This is a genomic window from Bradyrhizobium glycinis (genome assembly GCF_016031655.1).
In the GTDB taxonomy this organism is placed as follows: domain Bacteria; phylum Pseudomonadota; class Alphaproteobacteria; order Rhizobiales; family Xanthobacteraceae; genus Bradyrhizobium; species Bradyrhizobium glycinis.
In genome coordinates, this window is record NZ_JACCHQ010000017.1 from 129,985 (window position 1) to 150,123 (window position 20,139).

13 protein-coding genes are annotated in these 20,139 nt (G+C 57.7%); 11 read left to right on the forward strand and 2 right to left on the reverse strand.

Features of this window, described 5'->3' with window-relative positions; all coding sequences use genetic code 11:
* Window positions 1–6 precede the first annotated feature (6 nt).
* Window positions 7–1,059, reverse strand: coding sequence for a LacI family DNA-binding transcriptional regulator (locus tag HZZ16_RS23435; RefSeq protein ID WP_197952133.1), 1,053 nt, complete (start codon window positions 1,057–1,059; stop codon window positions 7–9).
* A 298-nt stretch (window positions 1,060–1,357) separates the two neighbouring features.
* Between HZZ16_RS23435 and HZZ16_RS23440 the strand changes: the two genes are divergently transcribed.
* From HZZ16_RS23440 to HZZ16_RS23480, 9 genes are all read left to right on the forward strand, one after another.
* Window positions 1,358–2,956 (forward strand): acyl CoA:acetate/3-ketoacid CoA transferase, encoded by a 1,599-nt coding sequence (locus HZZ16_RS23440; RefSeq protein WP_197952135.1) that lies wholly within the window; start codon window positions 1,358–1,360, stop codon window positions 2,954–2,956.
* A gap of 12 nt (window positions 2,957–2,968) precedes the next feature.
* The gene (locus tag HZZ16_RS23445; protein WP_197952137.1) at window positions 2,969–3,748 is read left to right on the forward strand and encodes an enoyl-CoA hydratase/isomerase family protein; all 780 of its coding nucleotides are present in this window, start codon (window positions 2,969–2,971) and stop codon (window positions 3,746–3,748) included.
* Between the two features lie 261 nt (window positions 3,749–4,009).
* On the forward strand, window positions 4,010–4,195 hold the full coding sequence (locus tag HZZ16_RS23450) for a hypothetical protein (RefSeq protein WP_311974231.1): 186 nt from the start codon (window positions 4,010–4,012) through the stop codon (window positions 4,193–4,195).
* A gap of 101 nt (window positions 4,196–4,296) precedes the next feature.
* Window positions 4,297–5,631 carry an MFS transporter gene (locus HZZ16_RS23455; RefSeq protein WP_197952141.1) on the forward strand — a complete coding sequence of 445 codons (1,335 nt, stop codon included), beginning with the start codon at window positions 4,297–4,299 and terminating at the stop codon, window positions 5,629–5,631.
* Between the two features lie 61 nt (window positions 5,632–5,692).
* Window positions 5,693–6,844 (forward strand): glycoside hydrolase family 88 protein, encoded by a 1,152-nt coding sequence (locus tag HZZ16_RS23460; RefSeq protein WP_197952143.1) that lies wholly within the window; start codon window positions 5,693–5,695, stop codon window positions 6,842–6,844.
* Between the two features lie 1,265 nt (window positions 6,845–8,109).
* Window positions 8,110–9,684 carry an amidophosphoribosyltransferase gene (locus HZZ16_RS23465; protein ID WP_246510342.1) on the forward strand — a complete coding sequence of 525 codons (1,575 nt, stop codon included), beginning with the start codon at window positions 8,110–8,112 and terminating at the stop codon, window positions 9,682–9,684.
* Between the two features lie 449 nt (window positions 9,685–10,133).
* A complete protein-coding gene (locus HZZ16_RS23470) occupies window positions 10,134–11,096 on the forward strand; it encodes an NAD(P)-dependent oxidoreductase (RefSeq protein ID WP_283815866.1) in 963 nt (320 codons plus the stop codon).
* A 995-nt stretch (window positions 11,097–12,091) separates the two neighbouring features.
* Window positions 12,092–13,096 (forward strand): glycoside hydrolase family 28 protein, encoded by a 1,005-nt coding sequence (locus HZZ16_RS23475; RefSeq protein WP_246510344.1) that lies wholly within the window; start codon window positions 12,092–12,094, stop codon window positions 13,094–13,096.
* A gap of 244 nt (window positions 13,097–13,340) precedes the next feature.
* Window positions 13,341–14,351 (forward strand): pectinesterase family protein, encoded by a 1,011-nt coding sequence (locus HZZ16_RS23480; protein ID WP_246510346.1) that lies wholly within the window; start codon window positions 13,341–13,343, stop codon window positions 14,349–14,351.
* A gap of 529 nt (window positions 14,352–14,880) precedes the next feature.
* Here the strand turns inward: HZZ16_RS23480 and HZZ16_RS23485 are convergent.
* On the reverse strand, window positions 14,881–15,030 hold the full coding sequence (locus HZZ16_RS23485; protein WP_197952149.1) for a hypothetical protein: 150 nt from the start codon (window positions 15,028–15,030) through the stop codon (window positions 14,881–14,883).
* A gap of 860 nt (window positions 15,031–15,890) precedes the next feature.
* Between HZZ16_RS23485 and HZZ16_RS23490 the strand changes: the two genes are divergently transcribed.
* Entirely contained in the window at window positions 15,891–17,315 is a 1,425-nt protein-coding gene (locus HZZ16_RS23490) for a M16 family metallopeptidase (protein WP_246510348.1), read from the forward strand.
* 79 nt (window positions 17,316–17,394) lie between these two features.
* Window positions 17,395–18,681, forward strand: a complete 1,287-nt coding sequence (locus HZZ16_RS23495; protein WP_197952208.1) for a M16 family metallopeptidase — start codon at window positions 17,395–17,397, stop codon at window positions 18,679–18,681.
* The last annotated feature ends 1,458 nt before the right edge of the window (window positions 18,682–20,139 follow it).

Consider the following 20,139-nt stretch of genomic DNA (forward strand, 5'->3'; position numbering starts at 1 on the left):
GCTACGCTATTGCCGATCATTGGCGGGTGCGGTTGAGTCTCGAACGATCAAACGCGTTTCGAGCTCTACCCTTGCATGTATGTCCAGCGAACTATTATCTGCCAGAAAATAGTTCGCTGCCTGTTCGCCCATCAGGCGAGCCGGGACATCAACGGTCGTCAGACCGGGGGTCATATACTCGGCGATATCGAGATTGTCGAAGCCGATCATCGATATGTCTCGAGGCACGCTTAATCCAGCATCCTTGCACCCTCGCATTGCTCCGACAGCAAGCACGTCGCTCCCGCAGAATATTGCCGTGACGTTTCTATTTTGGTTCAGGATGATTTTGGCAGCAGCTCGACCCCGGCTAAACTCGTAGGGCGATTCCACAACCACGATGCTGGACCGATCTATTCCTCGACGCTCAGCCATGGTGAGGAACCCTTCAAGGCGACCAGCTGCCCGGTCGTTATCGCGCGTTATTCCAGCGATGACTGCAAGGTGTCGATGGCCGAGGTCTGCAAGGTAGTTTGCCGCCAAAGCCCCGCCACTGCGATTGTCAAAACCCATGCTGGGAATCGAAGTGTCGTCCGAGAGGGCGTAGGTTACAGCAAATCTGACCCTGTGCTCGCGCAGCAGTTTGAGCGTTTCCTTCCTATGGCAAGAACCAACGAGAATAATACCGTCGACGCCTTTTTCGATCAGGTTGCGCACGACCCGTGTTTCTCGGTCCAGATCGTAACCCGTCGCGGAGTAGACCAGCGAAGCCCCGGCCGGTGCAAGCCGACTCTCCAGGCCTTCAAGCATTCGAGTGAAGATCGCGGCGTCCAGCGTTGGAACGATCAAGCCGATCAGTCGAGAGCGCGAAGATCTCAGCGCGCGTGCTGATCCGTTGGGAACGTAGCCGAGTTCATCAACGATCCGGAGGATGCGTTCCCTCAGGTCTATCGCGACGGCTTCTGGCCGGTTCAATACACGCGAAACCGTGGCGATAGAACATCCGGCCCGTTTCGCTATCTCCACGACCGTGGGTGATTGCCTGCCTCTATCGATCGGGGTCGTTTTTTCTAACGCCATGAGCCTACTTCTTTCCCACCGGCCAGCCTCAAAAAGGGGCCACCAGTCCAATAGACTGAAATCGTTATCATGTTGCGAGTGCTAACGCAATTGACGGTTCAGTCAAATTGGTCACGAAAATGCGCATTTTCCACCCTCTTTTGTCGCTTTTGAATCTTTCCTCTTGTCCCGGCGTCGAATGCGATGTAAACCTTTTCATAGCGCGGCCCCCCCATGTTCATCCAGAGGCTGCTGTCCCGGACCCGCAAGCGGGGCCCCGATGCGGTCAGAAATATCGAGCCGGCCAGTAGGAGAAGGCATGCAATTGAAAAAAAATAAGCGGACTGGCGAAGTGCCGATCATTTCGGCTCGGCAGGCCGTATCGCTGATCTCCAATGGCGATTGCGTCTATTTCGGCGGTTCGGCAGGCGTTGCGATCCCTGAGCTCGTCATCGACGCGCTTCGTGACGTTCATTCTGAGCGGGGGGGTCCCAACAACTTGATGCTGGTGGGGACGGTAGCTATCGGCGATTGGGCCACGACAGGCTTCAACAAGCTGGCAGCCCCAGGCCTGGTGCGTCGCGTGGTGGCCAGCGGCTTGAACAATTGTCCGGCGCTTGGGCGGCGTGCGCTGGCCAATGAAATTGAAGCCTACACCCTGCCTCAGGGAGTCCTGGCGCAGCTCACGCGCGAAAACGCGGCGGGGCGCCCCGGCGTGATCACCAAAGTGGGCCTCAGAACTTTCGCCGATCCCCGCATCGGCGGCTGCAAGCAGAGCGAGTGCAGCAAAGAGGATATGGTTGCTGTTGTCGATATCGAAGGAGAAGAGCACCTGCTCTACAAGACCTTCCCCATCCACGTCGCGATCCTGCGGGGCAGTATTGCGGACGAGAAGGGAAACATCTCGCTTGAGGATGAGGCATATGTCGGCGAAAGCATGTCGATTGCCGCTGCCACGCGCCGCTCTGGCGGAATAGTCATTGTCCAGGTCAAGCGGGTTGCTGCATCCAACACGTTAAACCAGCGAGAAGTGAGAATACCTGGGGTTTTGGTCGATTATCTTGTCGTCGATCCCAATCAGCGACAAACCTATGCCACGGAGTATAGCCCGGCCTATGCTGGAAAAATGCGCGTACCGGACGGGAAGATCGGCTCGCTGCCGTTCGACGTAAGAAAGGTGATCGCGCGACGCGCGGCCCTCGAGTTGACCCCGGGAGCTACTGTCAACATTGGCTATGGTATCTCGAACGGAATTGCGGTCGTGGCTGCAGAAGAGGGGATCTACCGCTCGGTCACATTGACGGCTGAGCAGGGGGTCATCGGCGGCATTCCTGCGCCCGGACAGGATGCTGGCGCCGGAACGAACTACGATATGATTGCGCCGCAGCCGGATCAATTCGACTTTTACGACGGTGGCGGGTTGGACATCGCATTCTTGTCTTCCGCCGAAGTCGATCGACACGGCAACGTCAATGTGAGCCGCTTCGGCGACAAGATCATAGGGCCCGGCGGCTTCATCAACATCAGCCAGGGCGCTCGAAAAGTCGTTTTCTCCGGCACTCTGACGGCATCGGGATTGAATGCGATCCCGGACAAGGGAGGGCTCGTCATCGCCGACGAGGGCACAGTCAAGAAGTGGGTGAAGGACGTCTACCAGATCACCTTCAGTGGCTCCTTTGCAAAGGAACGCCAGCAAGAGGTTGTTTTCATCACCGAGCGTGCCGTGTTCAAGCTCACTCCGAAAGGCGTCATGCTGACGGAGGTCGCACCCGGCATATCCGTCGAAAAGCACGTGCTGCCGAACATTGAATTCGACGTGCTCGTCTCGCCCGACCTGAAGCTGATGGACGAAAGGATATTCAAGAATGAGCCAATGAATTTGGCTGAGCACTTTCATGACAACCCAGTACGGGTGTAAGGAGCGGCTGACGTGAAGTTCGTCTCGATGGAATGCGAAGACAAGGTCCAGATCCTGGCGATGAATAGGCCGGAGCGACGCAACGCTCTCGGCGAAGACATGCTGAAGGATCTGATTGAGACGGTGGGCAAGGCAGCCGCCGACGCGGCCGTGAACGTCATCCTGATCGCTGGGAACGGTCCCGGTTTTTCGGCCGGCGCAGATCTGAAGGATTTTTCGGCGGGCAACATCGAGGACACTTTCGACCTGAATCGCCGGCTAGGCGCATTTGTGCGCTCCCTTGCTCTCGTCAGAAAACCTGTCGTCTGCGCGGTAGATGGGTTTGCCTTGGGCGGGGGGCTCATGTTCGCGGCCTCTTGCGACGTCGTTGTAACGGCTCGGGAAACGCGCTGGCACTTGCCGGAAGTGTCTTTGGGCTGGCTGCCGGGCTTCGGGCTGGATACTTTGGCCGCACGCGTCGGTCCGTTCGCGGCCCGGTTCTTGAGCTGGAGCCCGTCTGCGGTCGACGGCGTAGAGGCTCATCGATTGGGCCTGGCTGACGTTCTGTCCCCTCCGACTGAGACCGCGCGCGAAGCGGCGCTCCGCTATGCCAAGGGCCTCGCGGCAATGCCGCCCCATGCCGTGATGACCACAAAACAGTTTTTCTCAACTTCTGTCGCTGCGAGGGCAGAAGTCATGGATGATTTGGCAAACCGCTACTTCGTTCAGGACATTCTGCATGAGACGGCGCAAGCGAATATGCAACGCTTCCTTCCCAAAAAAGCGGTCGGCTCCAGCCCTTCGCAGAACTGATTTGAAGGAATAATATGAATCAAGCTGTTCCCTCTCTTGTTGTCGCCGAGCGGCCCGAACCGCCCGTACTCCTGCTGCAGCTCAATCGCCCGAAGCAGACGCGGAGCATTGGCAACTCCCTCGCTATGAAGATGGTGCTGACAGGTGGGCCAATCAGCGCAGAAAGGACAGTGGCTGCTGGGCTTGCATCCGAAATGCTGACGGCCGCCGGGTTGGTCGAAGGTGCGCTCGCAATAGCACGCCACATCTCGAAGCGCGCCGATCGCTGCCCAGTTCGCGAAGAAGCCGATGCAGGCGCCTTACGAAACCTCGCTGTCGGCTGGCTTGGCGATCGACGGACGCGCTATCCCCTACCCATTCATCACCGATGACCAAAAGGAGGGCATGGCTGCCTTCGTCGAAAAGCTGCAGCCAATAGCGAGGGACGGCAGCCAAGGCATCTCCTGATCAAGCAAGTCGTCCGCAACCCGGCAACGCCTCCATACGACGCTGCCGTGCACAAATGTAAACGTTTTCATAATAAGTCCGAGGAAACAAGAGGAAACAAAATGACCACCATTGCTGAACCCATCTCCACAAGCACGGCGCAGGCAGTATCGCCCCAAAAGCAAGTTGCCACGAAGAGCATGACCATTGCTTTGGGCGGTGGCGTGGCCCTCGAGTGGTACGACTGGAGCGTCTACGGAATGATGGCTTCTTTTCTGTCGCCGCTTTTCTTTCCGTCCAGTGATCCGACAACATCGCTGCTCGCCGCCCTTGCCGTTTACGGTGCTGGCTTCTTCGCGCGACCGGTCGGAGCTGCGGTCCTCGGTCCGATCGCCGATCGCATCAGCCACAAGCGGGTGATGATGATCTCCGTCACCGCGATGGCCTTATGCTCACTGCTCATTTCCGTCTTGCCGAGTTACAAGGAGCTCGGCATTGCAGCGGCCGTCATATTGTTGGTCGTCCGGCTTATCCAAGGGCTCGCCACCGGCGCTGAGGCCGGAGTCGCAAATGCCATTGCGATTGAACTTGCTCCGCCAGGCAAGGAAGGGCGGTACCTAGGCCTGATCAGCGGCACGTTCATCCAGCTCGGTGTGTTCGGATCTAGTTTGGTCGCATTTCTCGTAAGCGCCTCGGTGGCGCCGGAGACAATGAAGGAATGGGCTTGGCGGCTACCTTTTGCCGTCGGCGGAATCCTCGGCCTGCTGATCATCTATCTGCGCAGCAAGCTGCCAGAGACCTTGATCAAAAACGTCATGCATCGAGACGAATTGTCCCGTACTCAGGAGACAACCGGTGGCGTCTGGAGGACCCTCTGGAGCGTGCGCCTTTCGCTTCTCGCAGTCATCCTGGTCGTCGGAGCGGTGCAGATCGCGAACTATGCGTGGAATGCTGGTCTGCCCAATCTGGCGAACGGCGTCTTCAAGGAGAACAGCACCTGGGTGTACGGGATCACGACGTTGATGGGCGTGATCTGGATCGTTACGGCGCCGTTTGTGGGTGCCTTCGCAGACAAGTTTCGAGCTTCCCGCGCCTTTATACTGCTGCGGCTCCTGCTCGTAGCGTGCTTCTTCCTGACGTTGCTCTATTCCGAGAAGAGCATTTCGACGTTCTTCTTTGTAATGGTGTTCGGCGGCGCGATCGTGGGCTTCAACATGGCTCTCTACAACTTCATCGCAACCACGTTGATGCCACGCGCGGTACGCACGACGGGCATCGCTGTCGGGTATGCGCTTGGAGTGTCACTCTTTGGCGGTACCTCACCCTATTTGCTGGTCTGGTTGCAACACGCAAATATGGCATGGTTGTTCCCGGTTTATGGATCTGTGGTCGCGGTGCTGAGCGTCGGCGTCTATCTCGCCGCAAAAAGGCGCGGGCTCGTCTACATTGGCGACTGAATTTAACTGCCTTGCTTACAATCAGGGCTCAGTTGGAGCCGACGTTTTCGCAGGAGAAAACATGTCCGGAAGCAATTACTTGTCCGCGCGCGAACGAATGCTGCGGCGCATCGCGCAAACGAGGGAAACTGCCCAAACAGGCCTTCCGCACTGGGCTCGCAGCACTGATGGAAAATGGACGTTTACGCCCGACGGTGATTGGACCGGGGGCGCCTTCGTCGGCCAGCTTTGGCTTGCACATCTGGCCGATCCCCAGCGCTTTCCGATTTCCGACGCGCGCGCCGCTCTGAGCAGAATGCTGCCTCGCGCCCAGCTCCGGACCGCCTTCAAAGGGTTCGGCTTCTACCACGGTGCGGCGCTTGGAAGCATCCTCTTCGCGGATGAAATGGCACGCGATGCCGCGCTCACGGCAGCCAGGTCGCTGGAGCAGATGTTCGATCCCAGGCTGGGCTTGATCCCGCTCGGCCAGGATGCCGAGGAAGCCAACGCTGTTGGTGCTGCTGAAAGCAGCATCGACTCTCTCCAAGCAACGGGATTGCTTTTCTGGGCCTCGGACCAGTTGGGGGAGCAGCGCATGGACGAGATCGCCAATGCCCACATGCGAAGGGTCTTGGATATTCATGTCCGGCCCGATAATTCGGTGATCCAGTCATCCACGCTCGACCCGCAAACCGGCAAGGTGCTCAGAACACACACGCATAAGGGATACAGCGATGTGAGCACTTGGGGACGTGCGCAGGGGTGGGCGATTCTTTACACCGCTCATGCAGCAATGGTTCGACCTAACGAGCCGTTGTGGCGCGAATATGCGGTGCGCGTGCTGGACTGGTGGATCGACCACGTCCCTACGGATCTGGTCGCGTATTGGGACTTTGACGATCCGGCAATTCCAAATACGAGCCGGGATACCGCAGCCACCGCTATTGTCGCTGCAGCATCCTTGAGACTTGCGTCCGCCCTCGGCCCGACTGGCGGCGCAAAGTACCGAGACTTCGCGGAGCGGACCGTCGGTGAACTGGTGTCGGCCTATTTGACGCCCGTCCTCCCGTCCGACAAGCGCCCACCTGGAATGCTCACAGGGGGATGTTTCACCCGAAAAGCATTGGCGCGGGACATCGACACCGCACAAGACGCAGAACTGATATTTGGCAGTTACTTCCTGTTTGAAGCCCTTGCGATTCTCACTGGTCTCGTGACCATGGGGCGGATCTGATCCTGGTTCGCGCCTCTGGTCAAGACGTTCCGGTCGCCGGCGACCCCCGTATCGGGCATGACGTGCAACGAGCTCGCGTCTGACTCGCCGACGTCCTCGATGAGGACGCCCAGCAGATCACCAATGACCGACATCATGCAGCGCGTCGCCCGCCAGGCGGCGCTCGATCCCGGTAGCGATCTCGGGATGTGAGAAAGGCAATGACCGCGGCGAAAAAGAAGGCCCAGATGTTGTTCTAGCTCGAGCCTGATGTCATAAAGACACTGTCGGCCTATGCGCTCGGCGCGAGCAGTCGATGTCGCTCATCGCCGAAGATTGCGTCGTTTCTATCGAGAGACGCCGATAAGCGGCGTGAAGCTGCCCATCGCCAAGCGCCTCGACGAGATCGACCGCCGGATCGCGCGCCTTTGAGCGGGATGTCGGAATTTCGGTCGAGACCGTCGCTCTCTTCCGCTTGTGGCTCACGACTACACCGCCACTTCCCGAACCGGCTGCAAAGCGGCGAGGGCGCAGGGCGGCGCGAAGTGGGACAAATTCGTCGCGGCGCTCGGGCGGTGGCTCTGTCAAGGGCGGAAAGCTGCGACAGGAGATTCCGGACGACGTAGATAGGATTCAGTCTTCAGCGCGCCCTGAACGTGCGGGGCTCGACGAGAGATAGGAAACAAAGACGGGGCCAGCCACGCTCTGCCCATTCGTTCGCTGAGTGTTGGCTTGCCGGAAGAGCCAACTTAACCAGCCCTCTCGCCACCCACCCCTAAAGCCCGACGGCAGCGACCTTCTCAATTTAATGAGCGTACAATAGTCCTTTCTTGCCTGATCCGAGGTTGTGCGTCGTTCAGGCGAACGGAAGAGGAAAAGCTCGCCGCGGGTAGAAACAGCCAGACTGGACATGACCGATGGGGTGCGGCGCGGATACTCCATTTATCGCAGCGCTGCCTACGATCGCGGTTACGACTTCAGTTGAATGAAGGGCTAGCACAAGACAACAGAACCATCATCCAAGGTTGGCTGTTTTTTTCTGCCTCACGCGTCAGGTTTCCGACACCCTGTCCGGGACTGAACGAGACGAAATCCTCCTTTTCCCAAGCGAACCGCCTGAACCCTTCGATTTTAACCCGCTTGAAGCGCAAGATCAGTGATTTATGGCTGGTACGGCGCTTGCTTAAATCGAAGACGAACCGGAGTCGTCGCATCTTCGCGGTTTGAATGCGTCCCACCTGCGGCGGACCGGGTTGGCGGAAATTTGAGCAAGGGGAGCTAAGAGTTTGTCCGGTGTTGCTGCAGCGTTTCTATGCTCTTCGAGCAAGCCACCGGCGACGGTTTATGATCAGCTCCAGTACATGCTTCCGAAACTCGCGCTTCGTGGGCAGGCGGGAGTCAGTGTTGCAGCTTTCATGCATAAGGAGGGTATTCGATATGCAAAAGCGGTCGGCCTTTCATCCGATTCAGTTCGAATTGAAAACATTGAACGGAATCTGAATTTTAGGCCCCATGTTGCAATCGCACAGGTTCACAGCCGATGCGGCACCGACGGCGTTCTACCGATTTGCACTACCGAGAGCGCTGGCCGGAATTTTGCGATCTCTCTAGATGGAGCTGTGATCAATTCCAGTGAACTTAGGGGAGAATTGCTGGCTGAGGGTTACAGAATGGGCGGCAGCACAGATGCCGAACTCTTGCTCGACTGGCTTGAGGTCTCTTGCGAAAGGGAATATTGGCGAAACAATCTTCCCGTCAATTATGAAAAGGTCTTTCGCGAAATCGATGATCGGATCGATGGCGCTATTAGCGTGCTTCTCCTAGACAGAGAAGGAAATCTGGTTGCATACCGTAATCGATTTGGTTTGCGCCCATTGGAATTTATGCAAACAGATGACGGCTTCTTGCTATTTGCTTCAGAAAATTGTGCCTTTATCGGACTAGAGGGCAAAGTCCAGCAGATCTTTCCGGGCCACATCAAGTATGTAGACGGGAAAAAGGGCCGCTGTGTTGATCATTACATGGGAACTGGGCGATCCAAGGCCAAACTCTGCGCCTACGAAATTCTCTACTTAGGAAATCCGAATACCTCTGTCGAAGGCCAATTACATCGAGAAACTCGCTACAACATCGGAGTCGCTCTCGGCGGCCTGGTTGCGCAGCGGCTGCAAGAGGCTCCGGACTCGACGCCGACAATCGTGTCCTCCATGCCTCATACTGGAGGACCGTATGCTGATGGGCTATTTGCATCGCTCGCCAAGCACGGTGTGTCAACCCGGCGTCAAGAAGTAGTTACGACACAGTCTCTCCAGCGAACTCTCATCGGAAGACCCAGCGAGCGAAAATCCCGCATTGCTCAAAAGTACCTGGTGCAGCTAACCAACCTTGCGGATAGCAGGATAATAATTGTCGACGAGGCTCTTATTCGTGGCGATACCAGTCAGGCTGTCACGAAAATGTTGCTTGCCGCTGGGGCAAAGGCCGTACATTGGGCGATCGGTTCGCCGCCCATAGTCGCGCCGAACTACTGCGGCGTGGGCATCGACACTCTAGAAGAATTGGCATTCTGGCGGATATGGAAGCGATTGCCGCCCGGAGAGCGCAAGCGAAGCCTTCGCTTTCACAAGATGGAGCCGCAAATTCTCCAAATCATCGAGTCTAATATCGCCGCATTCATCAGCGCAGCCACCATAACATATCTGCCGTTTCGGATTCTGGAAGCGTTGCTGCCCAGCCGCGACGGCTTCGATCTGTCACCCTTTACATTCGAGATGCCAACCCCAGCGGGACAAAAGCGCGCGGATAGGAACTTCCGTGAATTGACGGCCGATCTCTCCTATTCGGAATCAAGCTCTGCTTGAGGTGGGATCATGAACCAGTTCTCGCCTTCCGGGACGGAACTCTGCTCGATGATGTGTACGCACTGCTCTAAACGACCAGTGTCATACTTGACCGATTTGGATATGCAGTGATCGACATGAAAACGTTTCGGGAGCCTTGCGACGTTCCGCTATGTCATCTTTGTCGCGGTCCCGGGATATCGCAACAAGAGGTTGCGACAATTGATCGCGAGGGAGTACGACATTTCGCGACACCTACGAACCTCTCGCGGGCGAAGCCCATTTGCATGAGGTCGCGCGCAGAGTATTCGAGTTGGCTCGCCAAGAAGAGGCTTGCAAGCATATCCATTTCCCGCGGACTTACTTCGGAGTCGCGCTTACGCGCCGCGTGTCCTGGCTCCATAATAACAAGCATCAGGAGCTGATGACAATCTCGCAAGGACACGGCCTTTTTCGGAATGCATAAACATATGATCGGCCTGGAATCATCACACAGCGACCCTCCTAAAGCGGTGAGGCAGAGAATAGGCCTTATCGGAACTGGACGCATGGGGACGGGTATTGGCATCAGCCTGTTGCGTCGCCGAATCGAGCTGCATTTCAAAGCCAACAAAAAAAGATCGGGTGCGGATCGATTGACTGGTGCAGGTGCCCACGAACATCCTTCGATCGCTGAGTTGGCCCGGCATGTAACTGCCGTCGTGTTATCGCTGCCTTCCAGCCGTGAGGTTGAGGCAGTATGCCTTGGGCAGGATGGATTGTTCGTCCATATGTCCCGGGGAGCTTTGATAATTGACTGCTCGACGTCCTATCCCGCCTCGACGATCGCGCTGGCTGAGCAGGCTCAAAAACGCGGCCTAGGCTTTATCGATGCTCCGGTAACGCGGAGTCCCGAGGAAGCAGAGCTAGGCCTTCTCAACGCGATCGTTGGATCGAATGAAGAGATTTTCCCTGTGGCAGAAGGCATTCTTGCTGCATTTTGTGAGACCGTTCTTCATGTCGGAGATGTCGGCCAAGGCCACAAGCTCAAGCTTGTTTACAACAGCATGACTATTGGGATAGCGGCAATAGCTGCGGAGGTTTGCCAATTTGCGTCCGGTGTTAACGTCGATCTCGTAACGCTCCGCTCGCTCGTTAAACGAGGCTCCACGAACAGCGGAATATTTCAAGCCTTCGCGGCTTTCTTGTTGGGCGAGAAGCCCGAAGTTCTGGCAATCTCAATCGCGAATTCCGCAAAGGATATTGAGTGTGCTGTGCGTCTCGCCGGCGAGAGCTCAGTGCCCGTGCCCGTCCTGGCTGCCGCCGCGCACAAATTAAATGTCGCAGTTGCTGCAGGCGAAGGCGAGCTCACATTACCTCATCTGTCCCGCTTCAGGATGACTTCCGAAGTTGGCCTCGAAGCGCCGGCTCAAACAAGCCCGGTGGGTGGCTAATCTTCTCGCAGTCCCCGCTAAGATACCTGTTCCGCGCTATCTAACGCCTTATCACTGGCCCGGTACCGCGTCACATCCTCGCGAGCTTGCGAAGGTGACTGCCGCCGTAGCACTGGGCGCAGTAGGCGGCTGGTCGCTCAAATTGACCGAGATCGACGGCGAGACAGCTGTTTCGGCCTTAGTATCTGGTTGATCAACGATCACGATGGTCGGCTATCGCCGTGGGGCAAGGCAGGCGACGTGCCGGGCGGCGCTGCCGCGCAAGCCGGCCCATGCCTCATCGGGAATCGCACGAGAACTGGACCGACTAGTCCCGCAAGCGGTCATAGCGCGAGCCGGTCTCGCCGTAGCCTCGTCAGCTTCTCGAAAGCTTGACCGAATATACAGGTCTACTGATCGTTGTCCAGAGTTGGTGGCGACACGCGCGAATGCAGATGCAAAAAGGCCGTAACCCGGACCGGCTGGAGGCTTAGCCCCTTGTCAATAGGCCGACGTTACGAAGCTCGTGGAGTCGTCTAACTATCGCGGACGCTTCGTACTATTTGCGTACAGGCAAGGCGCTACCCGCAAGATCGCAAGGTCCAGCCGTCTGCTGCGTCTTATAAATGTCATCTTGCGCCGGCCAGTGACGCACGCGGCGGTGGCTCGATTGAGCGAACGCTCTAGGGACGCGGCTAGGATATGCGTGACAAAGCACGATGAGGTCGATGACAACGCGTTTTCGCAACTGGGCCTTATTGTCCATACTCGCCTCCACGGTTGTCTGCCCCTCCGTAAAGGCGCAAGACCGCCGGACTATCGTGGAACCTGTTGCACCTCATACGGTCTGCGATCGCCCTGTGCCTTCCGGAGGTAACGATACAATTACGCTACAGGACGCTATTCAACATTGCCCCCCTGGCGCTGCGGTTTATCTCGGGCGCGGCGAGTTTCACTCAGGTCCGCTCGAGATGAAATCGGGCGTGACCTTATGGATCGGACGCGGTGCAGTGCTAATGGCCATCCCCAAACCAGCTGCTTACGACAAGGGCCGCGGACAGTGCGGTCGCATCATGGGTAAGGGCGATGGTTGCAGGCCATTCATCAGCTTTTCCAGAACGCGTGGCGGCGGTATCTACGGCGAGGGCATCATCGATGGTCAGGGCGGCGCAATTGTGGGCGACGGCGCCGAAACCTGGTGGCAGCTGGCCCGCCGCGCCCAAGCAGAGGGGGGCAATCAGAACGCCCCGCGCTTGATCCAGATCGATCATGCGCAGGACATCACGTTCTCGGGCATCACCTTGCGCAACGCCCCCAATTTCAATATCGCGCTGAACCAGGTCGAAGGTGCCACCTTTTGGGGCCTCACGATCGACTCACCGGCAGATGCACGCAATACCGATGGCATCGACCCTGGCGCCAGTCATGATGTGACCATCACCCACAGCTTGATCCGCACGGGGGATGACAACGTCGCAATCAAGGCCGGCGACAATGGCTCAAGCAGCCATATCTCGATAATCGACAACTATTTCGGCTGGGGTCACGGCATGTCGATCGGCAGCGAGGTGAATTCCGGGGTGAGCGATATATTGGTGCGGAATCTGACGCTGGACGGTACGACGTCCGGCCTGCGCATCAAGAGCGATGTCAGCAGAGGCGGTCTGGTCGAGCGCGTGACTTATGAAAACGTGTGCCTGAGGGGAAACCGATGGCCGGTGGCGTTCGACGCAAAATATGACCCGCGCGCACAAGGCACGAAGATTCCGGTCTATCGGCAGATCGTTCTGCGCCATGTGCGTGGCGACAATGGTGTGCTGCTGATACGCGGCGTAGACGAGCGGCATGCGCTTGGCATTACACTCGATGATGTCCGATTTGCCAGTTCCGCGACTTGGGAAGTCGAACACGCGAGAGTGACTGCAAATGGCGTATCGCCGCCGCTCCCGGAACGAGCTGCAGAACCGCTGCCCCGCGGATCGCAGACATGTTCCAGAGCATTCCGCGACGGTAATCGGTAAGCACTACATCCGGGCCGAACGTGAGAGGTGAGTCCCGCATCGGCGGACCTATTGCTGACAGTGCGGAAGGTTCAGCCTCACGTGGGTGCTTGGCTGCAAGTCTGCAGGGCCTGGTTGCGCAGCTACATGCAGGTTTTAATTTGGCGAGGAGAATGTGTTAGCCAGTCGCCGCGGCTATCCCGCGGGGGGTACCTTATATCGACGCGCCGAGCGTGCCGCGAACTCAAACGAAGAGTGAGACCACATGCGAATTGTCGTGGCATCTGCGGCGTTTCTGGTCGGATGTTTCTGCAATCCCCCAGCGGACGCTCGGCCACTAATGGTGTCGCATGCCGGACGTGCTGACTATTATTCCGTGCAGCAAGCCATCGACGCCTTGCCGGCAGAAGGCGGAAATATACAGATTGCGCCGGGCATCTATCGCGAGAAGGTCAAAATCTCCAGATCCGGTATTCATATCGAAGGGACTGGCAGGAACCCGGAGGAGACCGTCATTGTGTATGGCGACGGCGCGATTAACGTAGGAGGAACGGCCCGTTCGGCGACGCTCAATGCGGCTGGCGATGAGGTCAGGCTTGAGAATCTAACCATCCAGAATGATTACGCGCTCAATCCGGCCAATCCACCCTCGCAGGCGGTAGCTCTGTCCGTCACCGGAGATAGGGACGTCATCACGCGCGTCCGCCTGCTCGGCGCCCAGGACACGCTGTTTGCCGGCAAGGGACCGAACGGCCGAATGTCGCGACAGTACTTCGCGGACTGCTACATCGAAGGGCATGTCGATTTCATATTTGGCAATGCTAAGGCCTGGTTCCGGAAATGTGAGTTGCACGGCATCGCCAACCACGCAGTGATCTATACCGCTCAGAGCAAGGCAGCGCCGGATGAGGACAGTGGTTATGTTTTTGATCATTGCAGGCTAAGCGCCGACCCCGCAGCTCGCTATATCGCGCTTGGCCGCCCCTGGCGCCCCTACGCCACAGTGGTCTTCCTGTCGACCAAAATAGACGCGCAGGTGATTGCGGAGGGCTGGCGCGAATGGGCCCCGGGCGAGACCAACAAGTTGAGCACGAGCTATTATGCCGAATATAGGTCCTACGGCATTGGGGCTAACCCCTCACGCCGCGATCCTCGCTCCCATCAACTGACACCTGGTGAAGCTGCGAGGTGGTCGTTGAAAGCTTTCTTCGGGGGTGCCACGGGTTGGATTCCAGAAAACCATCAGGATGGGACAATGAGCAAGAGCTCGCGGTGAAGGGCCTCGACGGCGATCCTCACATGAATGAGGGGAGGAGAGCTTGATTGTAGTGGAGAGTCCCAAACATCGCTCATCTTTCGGCGAGGGCCTGGTAGATCGCGAAATACATCTCGCGGCTTTGCACGACCTCACTGCTCTTGTAGCGAGCATCACCAATGCAGCGAACAGCCTCTCCTTCGGTTGGTCGACCAGGATGTTGCGATCCGCCAGGTAGAGAATGCGCAGGCGGCGATGTTCGCGGATCCGACTTCAGCGTAACGACCAGCTTCCAGCAAATCTGAAAGGCGACAAAGGTCTTGCCTTTGCCTGCCCATGGTCAGCAACAGGCGTTCACGGCCTTTTGAGATCTCCTCAACGGTTCGGTTAGCTGCGATCCGCTGATATTAGCGTTCGTTCTTGCCACCGTGTGATTAAATGGAGTTAGCAGACGCTCTCCGACCTCGGCGTTTTCGAGCCTTGCCCGCCCTGACAACGCGTCCGGAGATCCTGAGGCTTTGCTCAATCTGCGGCGTCTGTTTCCAGTGAATTAGTCGATCTCAATGATGTCATGGCCGTTGGCCGCATAGACAAATTTGAGGCTGAGCATTTCAGCATAGCCTCGAGCCTGCTGGACCGCATCGGCAGCGGTCTTGTAGGCCGGCTTAGCCTCGATCGCGGCCAGTGGAAAGTCGCGCATAATCGCCTCCCTTGTGGATGAAGCCCTTCCCGTCCCGGACGATGCGACCGTCTCTGATGGTGCGCTGCTCAGCGATGGAGTGGCGATCGTGTCCCAGCCCCCGCGCCCGGTAGGCTCAGCACATCAATTTTCGGCCGGTATCCGCCTCTGTCGCCATCAGTTCAGAAGATCAAACCGGAATGAGAAGGGAAAGAAGGAGGACTCAAGGCTATTTTATCCGAGCGGAGCACACTGAAATCAATGTGTAAGGCCGGCATGCAATAAAGAACCCGTGCCCGGGCGGTCCAACCTACATCTCGTCCGACGTGCAAAACTTGAGCCCTAAATTGAATCAGAAGTTCTTGGCCGTTGATGGAGGCACTATTGACGGAAGTAAGCAATTCGATGCCGAGCCAGGCGGCGATCCTTGAGAGTGTCGTCGCCGCTTTCGGCGGGCGGCCACACCCTTGAATGCCAGAAGGCTGGCGCTCGTTGGCTCAACCGTTTCCGTGCGGACCAACCGTCAGAGCAGTAGCTTCAGAATATGGAAAAGACACAGCAGCGAAACGTCTAATAGCAGGCTGCAACAAGTTGATCCGTCGTATCAAGTCTCAGCCCAATCTATGTGAGCAAGTTGTCGCTCTACAATCTCGCCAAACTGTAAGGCTCCTTGCGCCATGTCGTGTTCACGACGTAGCGACAGCGGCCCTTTGGACAGCATAAGCGTTGGTTCTGCTTTATATCCAGGTGGCGCGCGCCCTGCCGCATCCCATGGCGAATGGCCCAGCCTTTGCTTCATTGCATTTCGGACGGTGTGCGGCTCCAAGTCTTGTTCTGCTCCGCCACAGTCGGTGCATATGTATGGAACGAAAGGCGTTACCATGAGCGATCTGAGTTCGGTCACCGCCAACACGAAGCAGAATGCCCCAGATGCCTTCCCGATGACACGGACTACATTAGTCCAAGAGAGAACGAGGAATAGCACTACTCCTGATCAATACGGTTCTCACGAGGGCGGCATTCTTGCTCAGGCCAGGTGGGATCGACCGGCCAGCTTTGCGCTTCAGAATGGGCTCGAGGTTGTGGTTATACCGGATCATCGGACGCCCGTCGTAACTCAGATGATCTGGTATAAAGTCGGCTCCGCGGACGAGCCACCCGGAAAATCGGGGCTGGCGCATTTTCTCGAGCATCTGATGTTCAAGGGCACTTCCAAACATCCCCCGGGTGAATTTGCCCAGGCCGTTCTGCGCGTCGGCGGCTACCAAAACGCTTTTACCGGCACCGACTATACAGGCTATATCCAGTATGTTCCGCGCGAGCAGCTTGGCAAGATGCTGCAATTTGAAGCTGATCGCATGACCAATCTTGTTCTTAAAGATGAGGACGTGCTGTCCGAGCGGGACGTCGTGCTCGAAGAATTCAATGTTTGGGTCGGCAACAATCCAGGTGTGCGGCTCATCGAGCAGATGATGGCCGCCCTTTACCTCAACCACCCCTACGGCCGCCTCACTATCGGCTGGCAGCAGGAGATCGAAAAATTTTGCCGTGAAGACGCGCTCGGCTTCTACAAGCGTTTCTATGCACCAAATAACGCTATCCTAATCATCGCTGGTGACGTAGAGGCGGGCGCGATCCGCCCGTTGGTGGAGACGAGTTTTGGCGGCATCCCCCCTCAACCAGGGATCCCGGCGGAACGCTTGCGGCCTCAGGAGCCGCCTCCGGCCGCGCCGCGCACCGTGACGTTGGCCGATCCCCGCGTTGAGCAGCCAGTCCTGTACCGCTACTATCTGGTGCCGTCGGCGCGCACTGCAGTCGCAGGCGAGAGCCCGGTGCTTGACGTGCTCGCGCGATTGATGGGGGGTGGCATCAACTCATACCTCTATCGCGCGCTGGTGATCGACAAGAAGCTTGCGAGTAGTGCGTCGGCGAGCTACGAGCCCGCCGCGCTTGATTCGTCGCTGCTCACAATTTCTGTTACACCAGGACCCGGCATCGAGTTTGGGCCGATTGAAAATGCCATCGAGAGCCTGATTGCCGGTATCGCGCAGCATCCTGCGCGCACAGAAGATATCGAGCTGGTCAAGACGCAGCTGCTCGCTCAAGCAATCTATGCCCAGGACGACCAAGCAAGGCTTGCGGCCTGGTATGGCTGCCGGCTCACGACAGGATTGACCATCGACGAGATCCGAGGCTGGCCGGACAGCATCCGCGAAGTCAGTGCCGCGCAGGTAAGCGCGGCCGCGCGCAAATGGCTCGACAAAAAGCGCTCGGTGACAGGCTATCTCGTCAAGGAACCCATCTAAAGACACGCAGAGAGGCAATATGGCCCAGTCTTGCATGCGACGTGACGTCCTCGTCGCCGGGGCGTCGGCTTCAATCGCGATGCTCGGATCACCAAGTTTGCTTGCCGCCACTGGCGCGCTTGCCGCGGCCAAGATCCAACGCCTGGTCTCGCCTGGCGGTATAAAGGCAACGTTGGTGCAGGATGCGACCGTCCCGCTGATCGCCGTGGAATTTGCCTTCGGCGGCGGCGCGACGCAGGATCCCACCGAGAAACCCGGGGTTGGGCACATGGTGGCTAACCTGCTCGACGAAGGCTCCGGCGATCTCGACTCCAAGACGTTTCATGAGCGGCTCGATGGCCGCGCCATTGAGTTGAGCTTTACATCGCATCGCGACGACTTCCGCGGTAGCTTGCAAATGCTTAAGGACTGCAAGGAGGAAGCCTTTGACCTCTTACGGACGGCGCTAACCTCACCACGTTTCAACCCGGCGGATGTCGAACGAATTCGTGCCGGCGTGCTTGCAAACCTTCGACATGAATCGACCGATCCGGATTCGCTCGGACATCGCAAATTCTTCGAGGTGGCCTTCAAGGATCATCCATATGCCCGGCAGGCCAAAGGCACCCTCGAAAGCGTGCCGAAGATCGACGTAGCAGATCTCAAGGGCTATCACCGAAGCGTAATCGCAAAAGACACACTCAAGATCGCGGTCGTCGGCGACATCGATCCAGAGGTCCTCTGCAAATTACTCGACATGACTTTCGGGGGCCTGCCGGCCAGCTCGAATTCGACGCCGGTTGCGGATGTGGTCGCAGAAAAACCGCCGCAGCGCATCTTCATTCCGCTCGATGTACCTCAGACGTTTGTGATATTCGGAGGTCCCGGCGTCCGGCGCACCGAACCGGATTTCATGGCAGCCTATGTCGTCAACCACATCCTTGGCGGCGGCGGTTTGACCTCGCGGCTCTTCCGCGAAGTCCGCGAGAAGCGCGGGTTGGCCTATTTCGTCAGCGAGCAGCTGGTCTGGATGGATCATTCGGCCGTGTTCGTCGGCGGTAGCGGCACGCGGGCTGACCGCGCCGGCGGGACAGTCGAAGAGATCGAGAGGCAGGTCCGCCACCTTGCCGAGACAGGACCGACCCAGCAGGAACTCGATGATGCAAAGTCTTACCTGAAGGGCTCGCAGATACTAGCTCTCAACACAACATCGAAGCTTGCGCGGACGCTGTTGCAGCATCAGCTTGATAAGCTGCCGATCGACTACCTCGAAAAGCACGACGCCCTCGTTGATGCGGTAACGTTGGAGGATGCCAGGAGAGCAGCGGCGCGCCTGTGGGGCGGCGGTTTGCTTACCGTTCTCGTCGGTCGTTCCCCAGTGCCATGACTACATCCCGGTCGGGCCGAATTGGACCTCAGACTACAATACGCAGGAAACCCAATCGTCTTGCAAATGGTGGGCCTCCACACCAAAGCGAGGACTGGCAGGCTGTCCTAGATGACAGCAATGCGGCTCGGCTCCGCGCTTGGTCAGCTTTTTCAAAGGTAGACCTTGCGAACATGGCAGTCGAGAAATTGCGTGGCTGATCCGCGGCTGCGTCGAACGCAAGGGGCGGTAACGGACTTATGAGATAGTGCACATCCATAACAGCTCCCGCGAGGACAACGTTCGCGTACGGCAGTACGTCGCAGCCCGGACAGCAAGACGAACTTTGAGCGACAAGCCATTGCGGGTCCGTCCCATGCATGCGGATCCTTCCACTCGACCGAACAGCGCTGTGCGTGTTCGGAGTCGAGCGCCGTCGCTGCCACGTCTGTCGCACCACCGCCGAGATCGTGAACGTCGAAGGCAAAGGAGCTGTGTCACTCGACGTTTTCAAAACGACGTCAATCGCCGCCGTCATCAGGTGCGCCGCTATCGCCGCCGATGGCGGTCTGACGTGAACGGACGCAGGAACCAAGACTGCCGACATGGTGGACAACGCTGACGCGTTGACCGCATGTCACAGCAACTGCGCCGACAGAATCTCTGGTAGTGATCGACAGGGATCAGAAACGCGTTCAAGCGGTTCCGCTTCGCCTATTCATTTCAATTTTCGTGTCAAAGCCGCCTAGAGCTTCGCTTGAGGGGTGATCCTTTCAATTGAGCCTGGAGAAGGCCTGAAGGAATGTACCCCATCGCTCCACGCTGTAGTTCGCGAATATGCGCGCGACTGAGGAATCGTTAGACTGCATCGCCTATCTTAGCGTTCACCCGTTTCGTTCAAGCGTGCCTCGCGCGGTAGTGCTATCGAGTATGAGCTCAAGCACCGGCTGGCCGCAGATCATGTCTGCATGTTCCTGCAGCAGGCGCGTAGTTTCTCGCCATCGCGGCAAGCGGCGCGACCTTGAACGAGCCAGGCACGTCATTCCCAGTGGTCCCAAGATCGTCACGAGCCATTGAAGGACATCCGCGCGATTGCCCAAAAGGTGCGTTCGGGATTGATGGCGCGCACAGCTGCAGCGGTTTAAGCGCAGCCTCGCATTTTGCCCTGTTATTGCACGCAGCGCAGCAATCGCTCCCGCGCGCCGAGATCAATCTGTTTCATTGATGGATCGGTCACAAAATGAGGGGAGCGCACCCGTTATGGCGACGTCTAATCAACATCTTCATTCTTGCCTTCTCTAAAGGGTACGTCGGGAGAATGCAGCGTCAGAATGTGTTCGGAGATGTATGTTTTTCCCGTCACGAGGCGCTCGGCAGACGAAAGGGTGAATTCAAAAACGCGAATTCATTGTCGGTCGCGACCCGAACAAATGGGGTCGCAACCTGCAAACCAGTCTGAAAGACGCGCATCTTTTCGAC

Coding starts and splice junctions, on each gene's coding strand:
- HZZ16_RS23435 (WP_197952133.1), bottom strand. CDS start 1,059: ATGGCGTTAGAAAAAACGACCCCGATCGATAGAGGCAGGCAATCACCC.
- HZZ16_RS23440 (WP_197952135.1), top strand. CDS start 1,358: ATGCAATTGAAAAAAAATAAGCGGACTGGCGAAGTGCCGATCATTTCG.
- HZZ16_RS23455 (WP_197952141.1), top strand. CDS start 4,297: ATGACCACCATTGCTGAACCCATCTCCACAAGCACGGCGCAGGCAGTA.
- HZZ16_RS23460 (WP_197952143.1), top strand. CDS start 5,693: ATGTCCGGAAGCAATTACTTGTCCGCGCGCGAACGAATGCTGCGGCGC.
- HZZ16_RS23470 (WP_283815866.1), top strand. CDS start 10,134: ATGATCGGCCTGGAATCATCACACAGCGACCCTCCTAAAGCGGTGAGG.
- HZZ16_RS23475 (WP_246510344.1), top strand. CDS start 12,092: ATGGCCATCCCCAAACCAGCTGCTTACGACAAGGGCCGCGGACAGTGC.
- HZZ16_RS23480 (WP_246510346.1), top strand. CDS start 13,341: ATGCGAATTGTCGTGGCATCTGCGGCGTTTCTGGTCGGATGTTTCTGC.
- HZZ16_RS23485 (WP_197952149.1), bottom strand. CDS start 15,030: ATGCGCGACTTTCCACTGGCCGCGATCGAGGCTAAGCCGGCCTACAAG.
- HZZ16_RS23490 (WP_246510348.1), top strand. CDS start 15,891: ATGAGCGATCTGAGTTCGGTCACCGCCAACACGAAGCAGAATGCCCCA.
- HZZ16_RS23495 (WP_197952208.1), top strand. CDS start 17,395: ATGCTCGGATCACCAAGTTTGCTTGCCGCCACTGGCGCGCTTGCCGCG.